The following is an 18,583-nucleotide window of genomic DNA, read 5'->3' as shown; positions in this document are numbered from 1 at the left end:
GGATATTTTTGGCCAGAAGAAGACAGGGGCGCGCGTGGCTTGCGGCGGGCGCGGGGTTTGTTAACACTCGAATGAGTTTTTCCTTGGAGGACAGACCGTCATGGCGCTGGATCAGCCCGGCTTTCCGATCATCCGCACCGCCGGCATCGACGGCATGCTCGTAAGCTTCGGCGACCGGCTGGACGAGGCGGCGAACCGGGCCGCCATCGCCTTTCGCGCCGAGGTCGAACGCGCCGGCTGGGAGGGGGTGCAGGAGAGCTCGTCCTCGCTGGTGTCGTGCTACCTGCGCTTCGATCCGCTGGCATTGTCGCATGCTGATCTCGAGGCGCGGTTGCGGCAGGTGATGGCATCGCGCGACTGGTTGCAGGCGGACCTGCCGGCGGGGCGGCGGCTGCACCGGATTCCCACGGTCTATGGTGGCGCGCTGGCGCCGCAGCTTGGCGAGGCGGCCTCGGAGGCTGGCCTCTCGGAGGCGCAGGCGGTGGAAATGCTCTCGGAGGCGCAGGTGCGGGTGACGGCGCTGGGGTTTGCGCCGGGGCAGCCCTATCTCGGTCTGCTGCCGGAGGTCTGGAACATCCCGCGCCAGTCGGCGCTGACGCCGAAGGTGCCGAAGGGCGCGCTGGTGCTGGCGATCCGGCAGTTGGTGCTCTTTGGCGTGACCGCGCCCACCGGCTGGCGCCACGTGGGCCAGACCGCGGCGGAGCTGTTCCGGCTGGGCGATAAGCGACCGTTCCTGCTGGCGCCGGGCGACGAGGTGATCTTCCCGGCGGTGAGCGAGGCGGAGTTCGAGGCCTTGCGCCGCGCGCCGGGCGGTGGCGCAAGCTGGGAGGCGCTGGCATGAGCCGGGAGCTCATCGTGCAGCGCGCCGGGCCGGCGCTCAGCCTGCAAGACGAGGGCCGTCCGGGCTGGATCACCTATGGGCTGTCGCGCGGGGGCGCGATGGACCGGCTGGCGCTGGCCGAGGGCACGGCGCTGCTGGGCCAGCCGCCGGGTGCGGCGCTGGAGATGGGCGGCATGGGCGGGCGCTTCGAGGCCAGCGAGGACATCCGCATCGCGCTGACCGGGGCGCCGATGCGCGCCACGCTCGACGGCGCGCCGCTGCTCTGGCACGGCGCGCATCTTCTTCCCAAGGGGGCGGTGCTGGAGATCGGGCCGGTGACCAGCGGCGCCTATGGCTATCTCAGCGTGGGCGGTGGTTTCGCGGAGCCGGAGATCCTCGGCGCGCAATCGGCGCATCTGACCGCCGGGCTCGGCGCCCCGGTCGCCTCGGGAGCGCGGCTGGCAGTCGGGCCCGACCGCGGCGGCGAGACCGGGTGCAAGCTCGCGGTCGAGGAGCGCTTCAACGGCGGCACGCTGCGCGTGGTCGAGAGCCTGCAGACGGCGATGTTCTCGAAGGCGCAGCGGGCGCGCTTCGGAGAGGAGGGCTTCACCCGCGACAACCGGGCCAACCGCATGGGGGTGAAGGTCAATCCCGACGGCGAGGGCTACGGCGTCGAGGGCGGGCTCTCGGTGGTCTCGGAGGTGATCTCGCCCGGCGACATCCAGATGACCGGCGACGGCGCGCCCTTCGTGCTGATGGCCGAGTGCCAGACCACCGGCGGCTATCCGCGGCTCGCCACGGTGATTCCCGCCGACCTGCCGCGCGTGGCGCAGGCCCCGGCAGGGGCGCGGCTCACCTTCCGCTGGATCACGCTTGAGGAGGCGCTGAGCGTCGAGGCGGGCTATCGCCGCCACATGGCCGAGCTGCACCGAAAGGTGGAGCCGGTGGTGCGGCACCCGGGCGACGTGCCCGATCTTTTGTCGCACAAGCTGGTGAGCGGGTTCTCCAGCGGCGATCATCACGACCATTGAGAAAGGCTTTCATATGACATCGGTGGATCTCAACGCGGATATGGGAGAAAGCTTCGGCCCCTGGGTGATGGGGCAGGATGCAGAGTTGCTCGAGGTCATCACCTCGGCCAACATCGCCTGCGGCTTCCATGCCGGCGACCCGGACGTGATGGCGCAGACCATGGCGACCGCGGTGGCGCGCGGCACCGGCATCGGCGCGCATCCGGGCTTTCCCGACCTGCAGGGCTTCGGACGGCGCAAGATGCAGCTTTCGCAGGACAGCCTGCGCAACCTCGTGGCCTACCAGTTCGGCGCGGCGCGGGCGATGGCCCATGCCGCCGGTGGCGAGGTGCGGCACCTGAAGCTGCACGGCGCGCTGGCCAACATGTGCTCGGCCGACGAGGCGATGGCGCGGGCGGCCTACGAGGGGGCGCTCTCGGTCGACCCGGAGATCATTGTGATGGTGCTGGCGGCCACCGCGCAGCAGCGTGCCGTCGAGGCGCTGGGGTGCCGCTGGGCTGGTGAGATCTTTGCCGACCGGGCCTATAACGACGACGCCACGCTGGTCGACCGGTCGCAGCCCGGCGCGGTGATCCACGACGCCGAGCTCGCGGCACGCAGGATGGTGGCAATGGTGCAGGCCGGCGCCATCATCACCGAAAGCGGCAAGCAGATCCCCGCGGCGGTGGACACGATCTGCCTGCATGGCGACGGCAAGACCGCGCTGCAGATCGCGCGCCACGTGCGCCGCGCGCTTGAGGCGGCGGGCGTGACGCTCGAGACCTTCCCGGGGCGCCGCGGCACGGTTTGAGACGACGAGGGCTTTGGCCCATCACAGGGTCAGGCGGCGCGGGGGATCGCGAGGCGAGGGGGCGCTGCCCCCTGTCGCACCGGAGGTGCGCCTCGAAAGGGAAGAGAAGGGGGCGCTGCCCCCTCTTGGCGCTGTGCGCCAATTCACCCCCGAGGTATTTTGGAACCAGAGAAGCCAGGAGCGCTGCGCCCTTGGCTTCTCTTCGTCAAAAATACTCCCGCCGGAGGCATCTGCCCGTGCCGCGTGCGCCGTGGCCGGGCTTGCGGGGGCGGGGCGTGCTGGGCTATAGCGCTGGGCGAAGTTTCAACACCACGTTTACAAGGCAAGGGGCATCCATGGCCGGCCATTCCAAATGGGCAAACATCCAGCACCGCAAGGGCCGTCAGGACGCGGTGCGCGCTAAGCTGTTCTCGAAATTCTCCAAGGAGATCACCGTCGCCGCCAAGATGGGCGATCCCGATCCCGACAAGAACCCGCGCCTGCGGCTCGCGATCAAGGAAGCCAAGTCGCAGTCCATGCCCAAGGACAACATCGAGCGCGCCATCAAGAAGGCGTCCGGCGGCGAGGGCGACGATTACGAGGAGATCCGCTACGAGGGCTATGGCCCGAACGGCGTGGCGGTGATCGTCGAGGCGATGACCGACAACCGCAACCGCACCGCCTCGAACGTGCGCTCGACCTTCACCAAGAACGGCGGCAACCTCGGCGAGACCGGCTCGGTGGCGTTCATGTTCGAGCGCAAGGGCGAGATCGTCTACCCGGCCGACGCCGGCGACGCCGACACGGTGATGATGGCCGCGATCGAGGCTGGCGCCGAGGATGTGGAAAGCTCGGATGAGGGCCACGTGATCTACTGCGCCGACAGCGATCTCAACGACGTGGCGACCGGGCTCGAGGCCGAGCTGGGCGAGTCGGAAAGCACCAAGCTGATCTGGAAGCCGACCACCACCACCGAGCTCGATCTGGACTCGATGCAGTCGCTGATGAAGCTGGTCGATGCGCTCGAGGATGACGACGACGTGCAGCGCGTCACCACCAACTTCGAAGCCTCGGACGAGGTCATGGCGCAGCTCTGAGCCGCGCGGTTTGACCGGAACGAGAAAGGCCCGGGAGGTGACGCCTCCCGGGCCTTCGTGTTTTCAGCGCGTCTAACGGCTCAGTTCATCGCCAGCTGGCTGTGCAGGGCTTCACCGGTGATGGTGACGGCGCCGGCCTCGCGGGCGAAGCTCCAGGTGGCGCCGCTCTGGCCGGGCAGGCCGAAGACCACGCGGTCGCCCTCGGTCAGGCGCATGCGCAGCGGCTGCGGCGCCGCGCCGCCGGTGGTGTAGTAGGCCACGAGCTCGGCAGCGTCGCCATCCTCGACCCAGTAGGCCGAGAGGTCGGTGCCGGCGGCACGCACGGTGCCGCCCGCGAGCGGGGTGGCAAGGGTGAGGCTGTCGGCGAGGCTGGCGACGGGGGCGGCGGCGATCAGTGCAGCGAGGGTGAGGGCTTTCATCAGCGATCCTTCGGATGTGTTCGGATAGGAGGCGCCGCGGGGAGGGCGGCAAGGGTTTCTGCAGTGCAGCATTTCACGTCCGGCCAAGGCCGGAAATGCTCAATCCGGAATGTCGGATATGCATTGAAATCAATGCGTTGCTGTATGCGGTCGTCGACCATGGCGTGCCGTGCCTGGCAAGGCTCTGTGGGCAAACGGAAAATCCGTATCGCGATGAGACCGGCGGCGCGCGACGCGAAACCCGGTTGCATCGTGCCACGCGGCGGGGTCACAGTCGGCGCAATCACGCACGGAGGTGACGAACATGGCTGTGACCGCCTATCTCGACGGGCCGAACGCCCGGCTGGCCTATGCCCACACGCCCGGAGAGGGGCCGACCGTGGTCTTCCTGTCGGGCTACAAGTCGGACATGGAGGGCACCAAGGCGGTGCATCTCGAGGCTTGGGCCGAGGCGCGTGGCCGCGCCTTCCTGCGGCTCGACTATTCCGGCCATGGCCAGTCCGGTGGCGTTTTCGAGGAGGGCTGCATCGGCGACTGGGCGCAGGACGCGCAGGCGGTCATCGAGTCGGTGACCGAGGGGCCTCTGGTGCTGGTGGGCTCGTCCATGGGGGGCTGGATCGCCTGCCTGCTCGCCAAGCGGCTGTCGGCACGGCTGGCGGGGTTCGTCGGCATCGCCGCGGCGCCGGATTTCACCGAGGACGGCTTCTGGGCCGGCTTCTCGGACGAGGAGCGGGAGAAGGTGATGACCGAAGGGGTGACCTATCTGCCCTCGGCCTATGGCGATCCTTACGCCGTCACCAAACGGCTGATCGAGGACGGGCGCGAGAACCTCGTGCTGCGCGCGCCGCTGCCGATGGCGGTGCCGGTGCGGCTGATGCAGGGGACCGAGGACGAGGCGGTGACCCGCGAGACCGCGCTGCGTCTGCTCGATCACATCGAAGGTGACGATGTGCAACTGTGCTTCGTGAAGGGCGCGGATCACCGGTTCTCGGAGCCGGAGAACCTCGCGATGATCGAGGCGGCAATCGTGGAGGTCGGCGGGTGAGGCAGCTGTTCTACGTCTCGCATGCGGAGGTCGAAATTGACTCGAAGGTGCCGGTGCCTGACTGGCATCTGTCGCGCAAGGGGCGGGCCCGGCACGCGAATTTCGCCGAGCGCTGTGCCGGCGTGACCTCGATCTATTGCAGCAATGAGCGCAAGGCGCGGGAGGGGGCCGAGCTGATGGCGGGGCTGCTCGAGCTCGACGTGCAGGTGATCGACGCGCTTCACGAGAACGATCGGTCGGCCACGGGCTATCTGCCGTCGGAGGCGTTCGAGCGCATGGCAGATGCGTTCTTTGCCCGGCCCGAGGAAAGCGTCGAGGGCTGGGAGCGCGCGGTCGACGCGCAGGCGCGGGTGCTGACGGCGCTGCGGCGGCTGGTGGCGCGGGACGACCGGCCCGGCAACATCGCGGTGATCGGGCATGGCGGCGTGGGGGCGCTGCTGCGGGCGCACCTGTTGAAAGAGCCCATCGCGCGCAGCCATGATCAGCCGGCGGGCGGTGGCAATGTCTTGCGGGTGGCGCTGCCGGACTGGCGCCTGCTCGAGGGATGGGTGCCGATGGAGCGGTTCAGCCGCGACCGGGAATTCGAGGAGTAGCGCGCATGCAGCAGCGGATCAGTCTTATCACTCTGGGGGCGCGCGACATGGCGCGCGAGGCGGCGTTCTACGACGCGCTGGGATGGCAGCGCGCGAACGGGCCCGAGGGGGTCATCGCCTATGACCTGCTGGGGCAGACGCTGGGCCTGTTCGGGCTCGAGGATCTTGCCAAGGATATTGGCGTGCCCGTGGAGACGCTGGGCCATGGAGCGCTGACACTGGCGCACAACCTGGGCAGCCGCGAGGAGGTCGACGCGCTTCTGGCTCGCGCCGAGGCGGCGGGGGCGAAGATCCTGAAGCCCGCGCAGGAGGTGTTCTGGGGCGGCTATCACGGCTATTTCGCCGATCCCGAGGGCCATATCTGGGAGATCGCGCACAACCCGTTTTCGCCGCTGCGCGCGGAGGATGGGGCGTTTCGCTGGGAAGGCTACGGCGAGGGGTAAGGCTCCTGGCGCATGCGCGGCGCTCCGCCCGCGCGGCGGTTTCCCGCTTTTCCTCGCTCGCCTGCGTGCTAGAATTCGCGCAACACCAAAAAAACCAAGAGGCAGGGCATGTTGGTCTCCGGCGCGGGACGGATCCGGATTTTCGGGGGACGGAATGGCTGAACCTCTCGTTCTGCTGCCCGAACTGATGTGCGACGCGCGGCTCTTCGGGCCGCAGATCGCCGATCTGTCTCGAGACATGGCCGTCATGGTCGCCCCGATCAACACCGGCGAGCGGGTCGAGGAAGTGGCCTCGGGTCTGCTCGACGTGCTGCCGCGACGGTTTGCGCTGGCCGGGCTCGGCCTCGGCGGTGTCGTCGCGATGGAACTGCAGCGCCGGGCGCCGGACCGGGTGGCGCGGCTCATGCTGATCAACACAACGCCCTTGGCCGACACGCCGCAACAGGCCGCAGACCGCGATGCGCTGATCATCAAGGCCCGCGCCGGGCGGCTCGATCAGGCCGTGCAGGCCCTGATCCCGTCGGAGTGCTACGCGCCGGGCCCCTACAAGCTCGAGATCCAGGCCATGCTGATGGACATGGCGCAGACCCTCGGCCCCGAGACCTTTGTGCGGCAGGTCCGGGTGTTGCAACGTCGGCGTGACCAGCAGGGCACGCTGCGCAAGCTGCGGGTGCCGGTGACGGTGCTCTGCGGTGCGCATGACACGCTGCATCCCGAGAAGCGCCAGAGTTTCCTCGCCGAGCTGATTCCCGGCGCGACGCTCGAGGTGGTCGAAGAGGCCGGGCACCTGCTACCGCTTGAGGCGCCCGATCGGCTCAGCGATCTGATCCGCGACTGGATGGGCGCGCCGATGCTGCTGCGCTGAGCGCGCGATCGGCGATTGACGCGCCATGCCCCCGCGCCTATGTCGGGCCGGCGTGGAGGGCCGGGCGACCGCCGCCGACGGGGTGACCCGTCGGGGGAGGAAAGTCCGGACTCACCGAAGCGCCGGTGCCGGGTAACGCCCGGGCAGGGCAACCTGACGGACAGCGCCACAGAGAACAGACCGCCGTCCTTCGGGGCGGTAAGGGTGAAACGGTGGAGTAAGAGACCACCGGGGGACGGGCAACCGGACCCGCATGGCAAGCCCCACCGGGAGCAATGCCAAATAGGGACCTCGCGCGGGCATGATCCTTCGGGATATCACCGCAGGGCTGCTTCGGCCCGAGAGGTCCGGGTTGGCAGCTTGAGCGCGCGGGCAACCGCGGGCCTAGAGGAATGGTCGCCGAGGGGCGGGGAGACCCGCTCTGAACAGAATCCGGCTTACAGGCCCTCCACGCATAATTTTCCGGGTCATTCCCGGTTGACTCGGACGCCCGCTTGGGTAAAAGGCGGGCTTCAAGGATTTCTACGGGGCGCGGGCCAAGGTGCGCGCTTGCCCGTCGCAGGAGAAGAACCATGGCGAAGCCTACCACAATCAAGATCCGCCTGAACTCGACCGCGGGCACCGGCCACTTCTACGTGACCAAGAAGAACGCCCGCACCATGACCGAGAAGATGACCGTGCGTAAGTACGATCCGGTCGTGCGCAAGCATGTCGAATACAAAGAAGGCAAGATCAAGTAAGCCTTACCTCGTAAGGGACAGTGATCTGGGCCGCGCGGGATAACACCCGCGCGGTCTTTCTCTATCCGGGGCATGGCAGGCGCGGGGGCTTTGATGCGCACAGAGGCGTTCAGCGGCGTTCTGGTCGAGGCCGGACCTGGCGGCGCGCCGGCGCTGTTCTGCAACCCGCTCGAGATCGTCACCTGCGGGCAGGGCGATGACCCTGCGGCCGCGCTCGAGCGACTCGAGGCGGCACGGCGCGCGGGCTTCTGGATCGCGGGCGTGGCCTCCTATGAACTTGGCCATGCGCTCGAGCCGAAGCTTGCGGCGCTTGCGGCACAGGGTGCAGGCCCGCTCCTGACCTTCGGTATCTTCGAGCGTCCCTCCGATGCCGCGCCGCTGCTGGCGCAGGCCGAGGCCGAGAGCGCCGATGTGACGGTTTCAGAGGTGACGCCGCTCTGGGATCGCGCCGCCTATGCTGAGCGATTCCACGAGATCAAGGCGATGATCGCCCGTGGCGATCTCTACCAAGTCAATCTCACCATGCCGATGACGCTGCGGTTCAACGGCGCGCCGCTCGGGCTCTGGGGGGCGATGCGGCGCTTCCAGCCGGTCGGGCACGGCGCCTATGTCGCGCTGGGCGACACGCAGATCCTGTCGCGCTCGCCGGAGCGATTCTTCCGGCTCGAAGCAGACGGGCGGATCATGGTGGCGCCGATGAAGGGCACCGCCCCGCGCGCAGCCGATCCCGAGCGCGACGCCGCCCTGCGCGACGCGCTGGCGCAGGACGCCAAGAACCGCGCCGAGAACATCATGATCGTCGACCTGATGCGCAACGACCTGTCGCGCCTCTCGCGCGTGGGCTCGGTGACCGTGCCGGCGCTGCTCGAGGTTGAAACCTACGCCACGGTGCACCAGATGGTGAGCCGGGTCGAGGCGCAGCTCGAGGGAGCGCCGTCACTGCCCGAGCTGATGCGGGCGCTGTTCCCCTGCGGCTCGATCACCGGCGCGCCCAAGATCGCCGCCATGCAGGCGATCCATCGGCTCGAGCGCTGGCAGCGGGGCGCCTATTGCGGCGCCATCGGTTGGGCCGGCCCGGATGGCGGCGCCGATTTCAACGTCGCGATCCGTAGCCTGACGGTGACCGGCACGGGACGCGCACAAATGGGCGTCGGAGGTGGTATCGTGCACGACAGTGTGTGCGATGACGAGTACGAGGAAGCACTGTGGAAATCCCGCTTCGTGACCGGTCTGATCCCGCGCTGAGAGTGATCGAGACCATGCTGTGGCTGCCCGGTTCAGGGGTGACCCGGGGCGGGATGCACATGGCCCGCGCCGAACGTAGCTGCGCGGCGCTCGGCTTTGCCTTCGACCGCGCGACGGCCTGGCAGCGGATCGAGCGGATCTCGGGCGACGCGCCGCTGCGGCTGCGCATGACCGTCGGGCGCGAGGGCGATATCGAGTTCGACCAGCAGCCCTTCAACCTCGCTTCGTCTCCCGAAAACGGCATGGTGACGATTTCGCCGCACCGGCTCGACGCCGGTGATCCGTTCCTGAGGCTCAAGACCACCCGCCGTCATCTCTATGACGAGACGCTGCGCCAGAAGCCGCGCGCCGTCACAGATGTGCTGTTCTTCAATCAGCATGACGAGCTCTGCGAGGGTGCCTATACCAACGTCTTTCTGAGCCGGGGCGGGCGTATCCTCACGCCGCACGCGGAATGCGGCCTGCTGCCCGGCGTGCTGCGCGAGAGCCTGCTGCTGAGCGGCGAGGCTCAGGAGGCCGTGCTTGGGATGGAGGATCTTGAGCGGGCCGAGACCATCTGGATCGGGAATTCGCTGCGCGGGCTGATCCCGGTGCGGCTGGGCTCTGCGCTGGGCTGACCTGCGTACGCACATGAGGCTTTGCTACGAAAAAGGCCCCGGGCAATCGCCCGGGGCCTTGTCATTTTGTGCCGGTGGCGGCGCGATTATTCGCGATTGCCAAGCAGTTGCAGCAGGAACATGAACATGTTGATGAAGTCGAGGTAGAGCTGCAGGGCGCCCATGATGGCGGCCTTGCCGAGCCACTCGCTGTCGCTATGCGCTGCGTGCTGCAGGTAGGTGTTCTTGATGTTCTGCGTGTCGTAGGCGGTCAGGCCGGCGAAGATCAGCACACCCAGGATCGAGATCGCGAAGTAGATCGCGGGCGATGCCAGGAAGATGTTGATGATCGAGGCCACGAGGATGCCGATCACGCCCATGATCAGGAACGAACCCCAGCCGGAGATGTCCTTCTTGGTGGTGTAGCCCCAGAGCGACAGGCCCGCGAAGGCGATCGAGGTCACGAGGAACACCTGCGCGATCGAGAAGCCGGTGAAGGCCACGAAGATCCAGCTCAGCGACAGGCCCATCACGGCGGCGAAGCCGAAGAAGAACAGCTGCGCGCCGGCGGCGGAGATGCGGTTCAGAACCGCGCCGAAGGCGAAGGCCATGATCAGCGGAGCAAACATGATGATCCAGCCAAGGATGTTCGGCTGCAGCGTGGCGGGGTCACGGAACACGGCCAGCAGTTCGGGGCTGGTGCCCACTGCCCAGGCGACTGCGAAGGTCAGCAGCATCCCGATGGACATGGTCCCGTAGACCTTGTTCATGTGGGCGCGCAGACCCTCGTCAATCTGGGCCGCGCTCGCGCTTCCGGTAGCGGTCCGGATTGTTCTGTATTCAGCCATTCATGCCTCCAAGCTGTGTCTCAGGTATCGAGATGGATTTATTGCCTTCGATATTGGCAGAGCGGGGCGGCATTTCAAGATGGAAGGCACCGGAAAACCGGTGCTTTCGATACGTCTTTTGCGGCCTGCTCGCGGCTTAGCCGCGCCAGTGGGCGGGGGCGTCCCAAGGTTTGCGGCTGGCCTCGTGCAGGGCATCGGCGCGGCTGATGCCCATGTCGCGCAGCGCGGCGTCGTCGAGCTCGGCCAGGCGGCGGCGCTGGCGCCACAGCGCCTGCAGGTCGAGCAGTCGGTGCAGAAGGGGGCGGTGCTGCGCGGACGGCTTGCAGGCGGCGCGGGGCAGGGCGGTGTCACGGGGCATGATGGTGTCCTTCACGAAATGTGATGTGGATTTCTGTATTCATGTCTTCATGTGATCGGTATGCTCTTGGCCAACCCATCTGTAAAACGAATATCCCTGATCCCTCCCATCACGAAATCCGATTCATGCGCAATCTAGACATCACCACGCTCCGTTCCTTCCTCGCTGTCGCAGAGGCCGGCGGGGTCACCCGCGCCGCCGGGTTCCTCAACCTCACGCAATCGGCGGTCTCGATGCAGCTCAAGCGGCTGGAGGAGTCTCTTGGGCTGGCGCTGCTCGACCGCTCGGGGCGCGGGGTCAGTCTCACGCCCGCGGGCGAGCAGCTGCTGAAATATGCGCGCCGCATGGTCGAGCTGAACGACGAGATCTACGCAAGACTGACGGCGACCGACTGGGAGGGCGAGCTGGTGCTCGGCGTGCCGCATGACATCGTCTACCCGGTGATCCCGCGCGTGATGAAGAAGATGCAGCGCGATTTCCCGCGGGTGCGGCTACAGCTGATCAGCTCCTACACCGCCGGGCTTAAGGAGCAGTTCGCCCGGGGCGAGGTCGACGTGATCCTGACCACCGAGACCGAGCCGGGCGACGGCGCCGAGCCGCTGCTCGAGGTGCCGCTGCGCTGGTACGGTGCGCCGACCGGCACCGCATGGAAGACCCGGCCCCTGCGCATCGCCTTTTCACGGCGTTGCGGTTTCCGCCCGGTTGCGATCTCGCTGATGGAGCGCGAGGGGTTCGACTGGGAACTGGCAGTGGACAGCGAGAGCGACCGCACCATCGAAGTGTCGGTGTCGGCCGATCTCGCGGTGACGCCGATCCTCGAGGGCCACGCGCCGGCGCATTTCGAACTGATCCCGCCGGGAGAGTTGCCGGAACTCGGCAAGCAGTCGATCTGTCTCTACGCGTCGAGCGCGCGCCCTCAGCTCATCGAGCCCCTTCTTGGGGCGCTGCGGGCAGAGTTCGGCGTGCTGCGCGGTCGGCGCGAAATCGCCGCCGCGTAGGCATTCGCACCGAAAGCTTGACTTGAGCGCGCGGTTCAGGGCGTTTTGTCGCGCCCTGCGCTTCGGCGCTGAGGTAAGCTGTCTCAGTTTCAGGAAATTGGAATCTGTCCGGCGCTAACCGTCGATGCGGATCACAACCTTGCCGGTCGACTTGCGGTCGCGCAGCAGGGCGAGCCCGTCGGCGACCTCTTCCAGCGGAAGCACGTGACTCACATGCGGACGAATCTTCTTCTGGTCGTACCATGCGAAGAGCTGTGCCAGAGATCCGGTGAGAATCTCCGGCCGGAAGGTCAGGTAGCCGCCCCAGTAGAGCCCCATGACGGTGAGATTCTTCACCAATAGGTGGTTCGCCTTGATCTGCGGGACCTCTCCGCTTGCAAAGCCGATGGTCAGAATCCGCGCCTCGGGCTTGCAGGAGCGGAACGCGGCAGTGAACTGGTCGCCTCCGACCGCGTCGTAGACAATGTCCGACCCGCCGAGCGCGAGCACCGCCTCGCGGATGTCCTCGGTGCGGGCATCGATGAGGTGATCCGCGCCTGCCTGACGGGCGACCTCGAGCTTTTCCGGTCCCCGCGCGCAGGCGATCACGGTGGCTCCCATGAGCTTGCCAATCTCGACCGCCGTGAGCCCCACACCGCCCGCCGCGCCGAGCACGAGGAGGGTCTCACCGGGCTGGAGACGTGCACGATGATCGAGCGCCAAGTGACTGGTTCCATAGGCAATCTGGAAGGCGGCCGCGTCTTCGAAACTCATGCTGTCGGGGATCTTCACAGCGCGCGCGGCGTCGAACACGCCATACTCGGCCAGCCCGTCCTTTCCGCCGAAGACCGCCACGCGATCGCCCGGCGCAAACCCGGTCACACCGGTGCCGATCGTGTCGATCGTGCCGGCCACTTCCATGCCCATGGTGAACGGAACCTTGGGGGTATCCTGGTACTTCCCCTCAATCATCAGGAGATCCGCGAAATTGAGCCCACAGGCCCCGATCCGCAGCCTGATCTGCCCTGACGCGCATTCAGGAATGTCTATATCCGTTAGGGTAGGTTGCTTTTCATGCGAGCTGAGAAGAAAAGATAGCATACGGGCCTCGTGGATCGTGATCGTGAATGTGATGGTGCTTTTGTTGAATTGTCAAATCTCGATCCGCCCCCATATGTGCTTAAGTGGTACGTGCTCCTGCAACCTTTAGGTGCACATAGTCGACTGTATTTACCGTATCAGGCGCGTCGTGCTTGATCACAACGCCTCTGACGATGTACTGTCCGCAGGCTGGTAAAAAGATCGCTGGGTGCGTGTGTGTGTGCCCAGAGCAGGTTGCGCCGGTGGCGCAGGAAGAATTAGTCGCCCCTGGTACGGGGTGTGGTAGAAGGAAACGCCAATGACGCATCCCGTGGACGTCCATGTGGGCAAACGCATCCGTCACCGCCGCTGGCTGGTGGGGATGACGCAACAGCAACTTGCCGAGCAGGTCGGGATCAAGTTCCAGCAGATCCAGAAGTACGAGACCGGCGCCAACCGCGTCAGCGCCTCCCGCCTCTGGGATATCGCGGACGCACTTGAAGTGCCGGTGAGTTTCTTCTTCGAAGGCATCGACGCCGAGCAGGAGGCCCCGGAAGAGGCAGCCGCCCCGGCAGCAGCGATGCCGGCCGACATCCTCGGCGACAAGGAAGCGCTCGACCTGGTGCGCTCCTATTACGCGATCCCCGAGAACCAGCGCCGCCGCTTGTTCGAACTGGCCCGCGTCCTGTCCGACGTGGCTTGAGCCTGCGTCGCCGCTGCGCTAGCTGATTTGCAAGAAAATCAGCGAGGTGGCGGCGATGGCCGATATATCCGAAAATCTGGCCAACGAGCTTTGGGACACGGCGCATGCGCTGGCAGATGCCGCGCGTGCGGCGATCCTGCCGCATTTCCGGGCCCATGGGCTCGATGCGGAGAACAAGCAGGCCGAGGGCTTCGACCCGGTGACCGTCGCCGACCGCGCTGCCGAAGAGGCGATGCGCGGCCTGCTCGCGGCGCGCCGGCCCGAGGATGGCATTCTCGGCGAAGAGCTCGGCACCACCAGCGGCAGCAGCGGGCTGACCTGGGTGCTCGATCCCATCGACGGCACCCGTGGCTTCCTGAGCGGCACGCCCACCTGGGGCGTGCTGATCGCTCTTTCCGACGAGACCGGGCCGCGGCTCGGGATCATCGACCAGCCTTATACCGGCGAGCGGTTTTGCGGCGGGCTTGGCCGCGCCGAGTGGAGCGGCCCGCTGGGCGACTTCGCGCTCTCGACACGCCGCCCGCGTGGGCTCGACGAGGCGATCCTCTTCACCACCTTCCCCGAGATCGGCACAGATGCCGACCGCACCGCCTTTACGCGCGTGAAGGACCGCGCCCGGCTGACCCGCTATGGCATGGATTGCTACGCCTACGCTCTGCTCGCGGCGGGGCAGATCGACCTTGTGGTCGAAGCCGGGCTCTATCCTTATGACGTGCAGGCGCCGATCGCGGTGATCGAGGCGGCGGGCGGCATCGTCACCGACTGGGAGGGCGGCCCGGCGCACGAGGGCGGGCGCGTTCTCGCCGCCGCCAACGCGGAACTTCACGCAGAGGCGCTGGCGCTGCTCCAGGGCTGAGCGGGAGACGGTCACGGTCTCGGGCGAAACCGCCCGGATCGTGAGGTCGCAACTTCCATTCCGGTGCGGAACCGGCCACTCTCCGGGCAAACCCCAAGGAGTGCCTCACCATGTCCGAGACCCTGATCCGCAACGCCCATAGCGTGCTCACCATGGATGATGCCGGCAGCGAGTTTGCCGGCGCCGACGTGCTGATCCGGGACGGCGTGATCGTGCAGATCGGCGAGGGGCTCACGACCGCGGGCGAGGTGGTCGAGGCCGCGAATTGCGTGGTGACGCCCGGGCTGGTGAATACGCATCACCACCTCTACCAGACCCTGACCCGCGCGGTGCCCGGCGGTCAGGACGCGCTGCTCTTCGGCTGGCTCCAGACCCTCTACCCGATCTGGTCCCGCTTCGGTCCCGAGGAAATGCGCATCTCGGCGCTGACCGGGCTGGCCGAGCTGGCACTTTCGGGCTGCACCCTGACCTCGGACCACCTGTATCTCTACCCCAACGGCGCGCGTCTCGACGACACGATCGACGCCGCGACCGAGATCGGGCTGCGCTTCCATGCCACCCGCGGCGCCATGAGCATCGGCGAGAGTGACGGCGGCCTGCCGCCCGATGCGCTGGTCGAGCGCGAGGAGGCGATCCTCGAGGACTGCATTCGCGTCATCGACGCCTTCCATGATCCCAGAGAGGGCGCGATGGTGCGCGTCGGCGTGGCGCCGTGCTCGCCGTTTTCGGTGAGCCGCGAGCTGATGCGCGACGCGGCACTTCTGGCCCGGGACAAGGGCGTGATGATGCACACGCACCTTGCCGAGAACGACGAGGACATCGCCTATTCCGAGGCGCAGTTCGGCTGCCGGCCCGGTCAATACGCCGAGGAGTTGGGCTGGACCGGCCCCGATGTCTGGCACGCACATTGCGTAAAGCTCGACGGGCAGGAGATTGATCTCTTTGCACAATCTCGAACCGGGGTGGCGCATTGCCCGTGCTCGAACTGCCGGCTCGGCTCGGGCATCGCGCCGATCCGCGACATGGTCGACGCGGGCGTGCCGGTGGGGCTCGGCGTTGACGGGTCGGCCAGCAACGACAGTTCCAACCTCGTCGCCGAGGCGCGGCAGGCGATGCTTTTGCAAAGGGTGTCGCGCGGGGCCGACGCGATGAGCGCCCGCGAGGCGCTGCGGCTTGCGACCCGGGGCGGGGCCGAGGTGCTCGGCCGCCACGATTGCGGCCAGATCGCGCCGGGCAAGCGCGCCGATCTGGCGCTCTGGGATGTCACGGGGATCGACAGCGCCGGCAGCTGGGACAAGGCGGCCCTGTTGCTCGCCGGTCCGCAACGGGTGCGCCACCTGTTCGTCGAAGGACGGCAGGTGGTGCGCGACGGGCTGCTCACGACCATCGACCTCGGCGCGACGCTGGCGCATCAGGACACGCTGGCTCTGAGGCTGGCCGAACAGCCGTGAACAAAACCTTAGGGAGTTCCCGGCAAGGATCTGATGACGGTACGAAGGAAGACGCATTGAAACGGATGATCACCGCAGCCGCGCTGCTGCTCACGGCGGGCTGTGCCGCGCCAACGCCTGACATCGCCAGCCGGAGCGGGCCAATGGAGCCTGCCGCCACCGCACAGATCGAGCCGGAGCCAGCGGCAGCGGTGCCCTCGCTCAACGCGTTCCGCGCGTCGCATGGCCTGCGTCCGCTGACCCGCTCCGCCAAGCTCGAGGCCGTTGCCGAGGCCCATGCGCGTGACATGCAGGCCATGGACCTGATGACCCATACCGGCTCGGACGGCAGCCAGATGACCGACCGGCTCGAGCGTGAAGGCTATCGGTACCGCGCCGCGGCCGAGAACGTGGCGCAGACGCGCCAGGGCATGGACAACGCGATGCGCCTCTGGATAAATTCTCCGGGTCACCGCAGGAACATGCTCAAGACCAATGTCACGCAATACGGTCTGGCCCGGGCGGGCGATTTCTACGCCATGGTTCTGGCGGCGCCGCGCTAGGCGGCGCTTTCCCGCACACGGCGTCTGGAGGGTGTGGCCGTTGGCTTGGCGCGGCGCTATCTGGAGGCAAAATGCCAAGTCCGCCAACCAGCCCGCCAAAAGGTGATCCGATGAAGCTCCTCGCGCCCCTGTTGCTGCTCGCCCCTCTCGCCGCCTGCGTGGAAATCGACGTGCGCGATGATGCGCCGGCAGCCCGACCCGAGGCGGGTGCCGTGGCTGCTCAGACCGCCGGGGCGCCCGGCCTCCGCGCGGGCGAGAACGCGCCGACGAAGTCGGTCTTCAGCGGCACCGGCTGCCCCGCGGCCAGCGGCCAGAGCGCGGATCAGAGCTTTGCGGCCTACCGCGCCGCGCGGGGATTGCCCGCGCTGCGACGCTCATCGGCGCTGGAAGCGGCGGCGGCGACCCATGCGCGGGACGTGGCGCGCTTGCAGACCGTGACACATGTCGGCTCTGACGGCAGCAAGGTCGGGCAGCGCGCCAGCGCAGCCGGTTACCCCCTGCGCCACGTGCACGAGAATGTCGGCTGGACGCCGTGCGGCTTCGACTTCGTGCTCGAGAGCTGGACCGACTCGCCGTCGCACCTCCAGACCATGATCCGCACCGATGTCAGCGATTACGGCATCGGACGGTCGGGGGATTACTGGGTGCTGATCACCGGCCAGCAGGGCTAAACCGGACCTCAGACCTCAGACCTCAGACCTCAGACCTCAGCGCTTGCGTCCCGCGACCCAGGTCGAGGCGACGGCGCGGTCGTCGCCCATCATTATCGTCGGGAACAGCGCCTCCCAGATGTCGCCCGCCTGCGCCACGCGCTGCGCGATGGCGGGCGTCGAGGCCAGGTCGAGCACGACGAAATCCGCCTCCATCCCGGCGGCAAGGTTGCCGATGCGGTCGTCCACATGCAGCGCCCGCGCCGAGCCCTGCGTCGCCAGCCACAGCAGTTCGGAGGCGTGCAGCGGGCGGTGCCTGAGCTGGCCGATCTCGTAGGCCGCGGCCATTGTGCGCAGCATGGAGAAAGACGAGCCGCCGCCGGTATCGGTTGCAAGCCCGACGATCTGGCCTTCGCGCGTCAGCCCGCCCATGTCGAACAGGCCCGAGCCGATGAAGGTGTTCGAGGTCGGGCAATGGATCAGCGAGGCGCCAACCTCGCGCAGCCGGTCGCGCTCGCGTGGTTCCAGATGGATGGCATGGCCGTAGAGGCCACCGGCCCCCAGCAGGCCGTGGGCCTCGTAGGTATCGAGGTAGTCCCGTGCCGAGGGGTAGAGCGATTTCACCCACGCGATCTCGTCGACCTGCTCGCTCAGGTGGGTCTGCATCAGGCAATCCGGGTGCTCGCCCCAGAGCGCCCCCAGCGCCTCGAGCTGCGCCACCGTCGAGGTGGGCGAGAAACGCGGCGTGATCACGTAGGAGGCGCGGCCGGTGCCGTGCCAGCGCTCAAGCAATGCCTTGCTGTCGTCATACGCCGATTGCGCGGTGTCGCGCAGGCCCTCCGGCGCGGTGTCGCGGTCCATGCAGGTCTTGCCGGCGAAGACCCGCATCCCGCGCGCCTCTGCGGCCTCGAAGATGGCGTCCACCGAGGCCGGGTGGATGGTGCAGTAGGTGCAGACAGAGGTGGTGCCGTGGTCGAGCAGCAGGTCGAGATAGCGCCCGGCCATCGCGCGGGCATGGGCGGGATCGGCAAAGCGCATCTCTTCGGGGAAGGTATAGTGGTTCAGCCAGTCGATCAGCCGCTTGCCCCAGCTCGCGATCATGCCGGTCTGAGGGTAATGCGCGTGGGCATCGACGAAGCCCGGGACGATGAGCCCGTCGCCGTGGTCGATGACCTCGGCCCCGGGATGCGCCGCGCGCATCGCATCGGCGGGGCCGACGGCGAGAATGCGATCGCCCTCGACCACCAGCGCGCCGCGGCGCTCATGCCAGACGGCGTCGTGACCCTCGTCGAAGGGCGAGCCGTCGAAGCTCAGGACCTGTCCCAGATGTAGCGTCGCCATGGTGTCTCCGATGCAAACCCGCCGCAACATGACGGCAAGGGCGCCGAAGCGCAATGTGCCCTGTTGCTTGCCGTCGCGATCCCCTAATCTGCGGCCAAACGGCAGGCAGCGGAG

The 18,583-nt window shown here is 67.5% G+C and carries 22 protein-coding genes and 1 other RNA gene; 18 read left to right on the top strand and 5 right to left on the bottom strand.

Annotated features, from left to right (window positions below):
• The first annotated feature begins 100 nt into the window (after window positions 1-100).
• The 4 genes from JF542_RS21780 (at window position 101) to JF542_RS21765 (ending at window position 3,717) form a co-directional block, all read left to right on the top strand.
• Complete coding sequence (locus JF542_RS21780) at window positions 101-841, top strand: 5-oxoprolinase subunit B family protein (protein WP_207077396.1); 741 nt, start codon at window positions 101-103, stop codon at window positions 839-841.
• Complete coding sequence (locus JF542_RS21775) at window positions 838-1,851, top strand: 5-oxoprolinase subunit C family protein (protein ID WP_207077395.1); 1,014 nt, start codon at window positions 838-840, stop codon at window positions 1,849-1,851. Before JF542_RS21780 ends, JF542_RS21775 begins: the two co-directional genes overlap by 4 nt.
• A 13-nt stretch (window positions 1,852-1,864) precedes the next feature.
• The gene (locus JF542_RS21770; protein WP_207077394.1) at window positions 1,865-2,641 is read left to right on the top strand and encodes a LamB/YcsF family protein; all 777 of its coding nucleotides are present in this window, start codon (window positions 1,865-1,867) and stop codon (window positions 2,639-2,641) included.
• Window positions 2,642-2,976: 335 nt separating this feature from the next.
• On the top strand, window positions 2,977-3,717 hold the full coding sequence (locus tag JF542_RS21765) for a YebC/PmpR family DNA-binding transcriptional regulator (protein ID WP_007799096.1): 741 nt from the start codon (window positions 2,977-2,979) through the stop codon (window positions 3,715-3,717).
• A gap of 80 nt (window positions 3,718-3,797) precedes the next feature.
• Here JF542_RS21765 and JF542_RS21760 read toward each other — a convergent pair whose 3' ends face one another.
• Complete coding sequence (locus tag JF542_RS21760) at window positions 3,798-4,136, bottom strand: hypothetical protein (protein WP_207077393.1); 339 nt, start codon at window positions 4,134-4,136, stop codon at window positions 3,798-3,800.
• 304 nt (window positions 4,137-4,440) lie between these two features.
• On the opposite strand from JF542_RS21760, the gene JF542_RS21755 reads away from it, so the two are divergent.
• The 8 genes from JF542_RS21755 to JF542_RS21720 all read left to right on the top strand — a co-directional run bounded on the left by JF542_RS21755 (window position 4,441) and on the right by JF542_RS21720 (window position 9,684).
• On the top strand, window positions 4,441-5,181 hold the full coding sequence (locus JF542_RS21755) for an alpha/beta fold hydrolase (protein WP_207077392.1): 741 nt from the start codon (window positions 4,441-4,443) through the stop codon (window positions 5,179-5,181).
• Entirely contained in the window at window positions 5,178-5,774 is a 597-nt protein-coding gene (locus JF542_RS21750) for a histidine phosphatase family protein (protein WP_207077391.1), read from the top strand. Before JF542_RS21755 ends, JF542_RS21750 begins: the two co-directional genes overlap by 4 nt.
• Window positions 5,775-5,779: 5 nt before the next feature.
• Window positions 5,780-6,217, top strand: coding sequence for a VOC family protein (locus JF542_RS21745; RefSeq protein ID WP_207077390.1), 438 nt, complete (start codon window positions 5,780-5,782; stop codon window positions 6,215-6,217).
• A gap of 154 nt (window positions 6,218-6,371) precedes the next feature.
• Entirely contained in the window at window positions 6,372-7,082 is a 711-nt protein-coding gene (locus JF542_RS21740) for an alpha/beta fold hydrolase (protein WP_007799105.1), read from the top strand.
• A 52-nt stretch (window positions 7,083-7,134) separates the two neighbouring features.
• Window positions 7,135-7,538: RNase P RNA component class A (gene rnpB / locus JF542_RS21735), an RNA gene on the top strand.
• Window positions 7,539-7,654: 116 nt separating this feature from the next.
• Window positions 7,655-7,822, top strand: coding sequence for a 50S ribosomal protein L33 (rpmG, locus tag JF542_RS21730; protein ID WP_007799108.1), 168 nt, complete (start codon window positions 7,655-7,657; stop codon window positions 7,820-7,822).
• 93 nt (window positions 7,823-7,915) lie between these two features.
• Window positions 7,916-9,067, top strand: coding sequence for an aminodeoxychorismate synthase component I (locus JF542_RS21725; RefSeq protein WP_207077388.1), 1,152 nt, complete (start codon window positions 7,916-7,918; stop codon window positions 9,065-9,067).
• A complete protein-coding gene (locus tag JF542_RS21720; RefSeq protein ID WP_340689176.1) occupies window positions 9,028-9,684 on the top strand; it encodes an aminotransferase class IV family protein in 657 nt (218 codons plus the stop codon). The genes JF542_RS21725 and JF542_RS21720 overlap by 40 nt, the downstream gene beginning before the upstream one ends.
• A gap of 86 nt (window positions 9,685-9,770) precedes the next feature.
• Here the strand turns inward: JF542_RS21720 and JF542_RS21715 are convergent, their stop codons facing one another.
• Both JF542_RS21715 and JF542_RS21710 read right to left on the bottom strand, forming a co-directional pair.
• Window positions 9,771-10,511 (bottom strand): Bax inhibitor-1/YccA family protein, encoded by a 741-nt coding sequence (locus JF542_RS21715; RefSeq protein WP_207077387.1) that lies wholly within the window; start codon window positions 10,509-10,511, stop codon window positions 9,771-9,773.
• Window positions 10,512-10,647: 136 nt separating this feature from the next.
• Window positions 10,648-10,869 carry a DUF1127 domain-containing protein gene (locus JF542_RS21710; protein WP_207077386.1) on the bottom strand — a complete coding sequence of 74 codons (222 nt, stop codon included), beginning with the start codon at window positions 10,867-10,869 and terminating at the stop codon, window positions 10,648-10,650.
• A 125-nt stretch (window positions 10,870-10,994) separates the two neighbouring features.
• Here JF542_RS21710 and JF542_RS21705 point away from each other — a divergent pair, with 125 nt between their 5' ends.
• Window positions 10,995-11,867: a LysR family transcriptional regulator gene (locus JF542_RS21705; protein ID WP_007799114.1), complete on the top strand. Its 873-nt coding sequence runs from the start codon at window positions 10,995-10,997 to the stop codon at window positions 11,865-11,867.
• A gap of 114 nt (window positions 11,868-11,981) precedes the next feature.
• Here JF542_RS21705 and JF542_RS21700 read toward each other — a convergent pair whose 3' ends face one another.
• A complete protein-coding gene (locus JF542_RS21700; RefSeq protein WP_207077385.1) occupies window positions 11,982-12,947 on the bottom strand; it encodes an NADPH:quinone oxidoreductase family protein in 966 nt (321 codons plus the stop codon).
• Between the two features lie 298 nt (window positions 12,948-13,245).
• Between JF542_RS21700 and JF542_RS21695 the strand changes: the two genes are divergently transcribed.
• The 5 genes from JF542_RS21695 to JF542_RS21675 all read left to right on the top strand — a co-directional run bounded on the left by JF542_RS21695 (window position 13,246) and on the right by JF542_RS21675 (window position 17,149).
• Window positions 13,246-13,629, top strand: coding sequence for a helix-turn-helix domain-containing protein (locus JF542_RS21695; protein WP_007799117.1), 384 nt, complete (start codon window positions 13,246-13,248; stop codon window positions 13,627-13,629).
• A 55-nt stretch (window positions 13,630-13,684) separates the two neighbouring features.
• Entirely contained in the window at window positions 13,685-14,485 is an 801-nt protein-coding gene (gene hisN / locus JF542_RS21690; RefSeq protein ID WP_207077384.1) for a histidinol-phosphatase, read from the top strand.
• A gap of 110 nt (window positions 14,486-14,595) precedes the next feature.
• The gene (locus JF542_RS21685) at window positions 14,596-15,936 is read left to right on the top strand and encodes an 8-oxoguanine deaminase (RefSeq protein WP_207077383.1); all 1,341 of its coding nucleotides are present in this window, start codon (window positions 14,596-14,598) and stop codon (window positions 15,934-15,936) included.
• A 65-nt stretch (window positions 15,937-16,001) separates the two neighbouring features.
• A complete protein-coding gene (locus JF542_RS21680) occupies window positions 16,002-16,478 on the top strand; it encodes a CAP domain-containing protein (protein WP_242533884.1) in 477 nt (158 codons plus the stop codon).
• 110 nt (window positions 16,479-16,588) lie between these two features.
• A complete protein-coding gene (locus JF542_RS21675; protein WP_207077381.1) occupies window positions 16,589-17,149 on the top strand; it encodes a CAP domain-containing protein in 561 nt (186 codons plus the stop codon).
• A 36-nt stretch (window positions 17,150-17,185) separates the two neighbouring features.
• Here JF542_RS21675 and guaD read toward each other — a convergent pair whose 3' ends face one another.
• The gene (gene guaD, locus JF542_RS21670) at window positions 17,186-18,469 is read right to left on the bottom strand and encodes a guanine deaminase (RefSeq protein ID WP_207077380.1); all 1,284 of its coding nucleotides are present in this window, start codon (window positions 18,467-18,469) and stop codon (window positions 17,186-17,188) included.
• Window positions 18,470-18,583: the final 114 nt, after the last annotated feature.

Source organism: Salipiger bermudensis (assembly GCF_017309175.1).
In the GTDB taxonomy this organism is placed as follows: Bacteria; Pseudomonadota; Alphaproteobacteria; order Rhodobacterales; family Rhodobacteraceae; genus Salipiger; species Salipiger bermudensis.
Note: the sequence above shows the minus strand (reverse complement) of the source record. Positions and strands in the feature narration are given on the sequence as shown.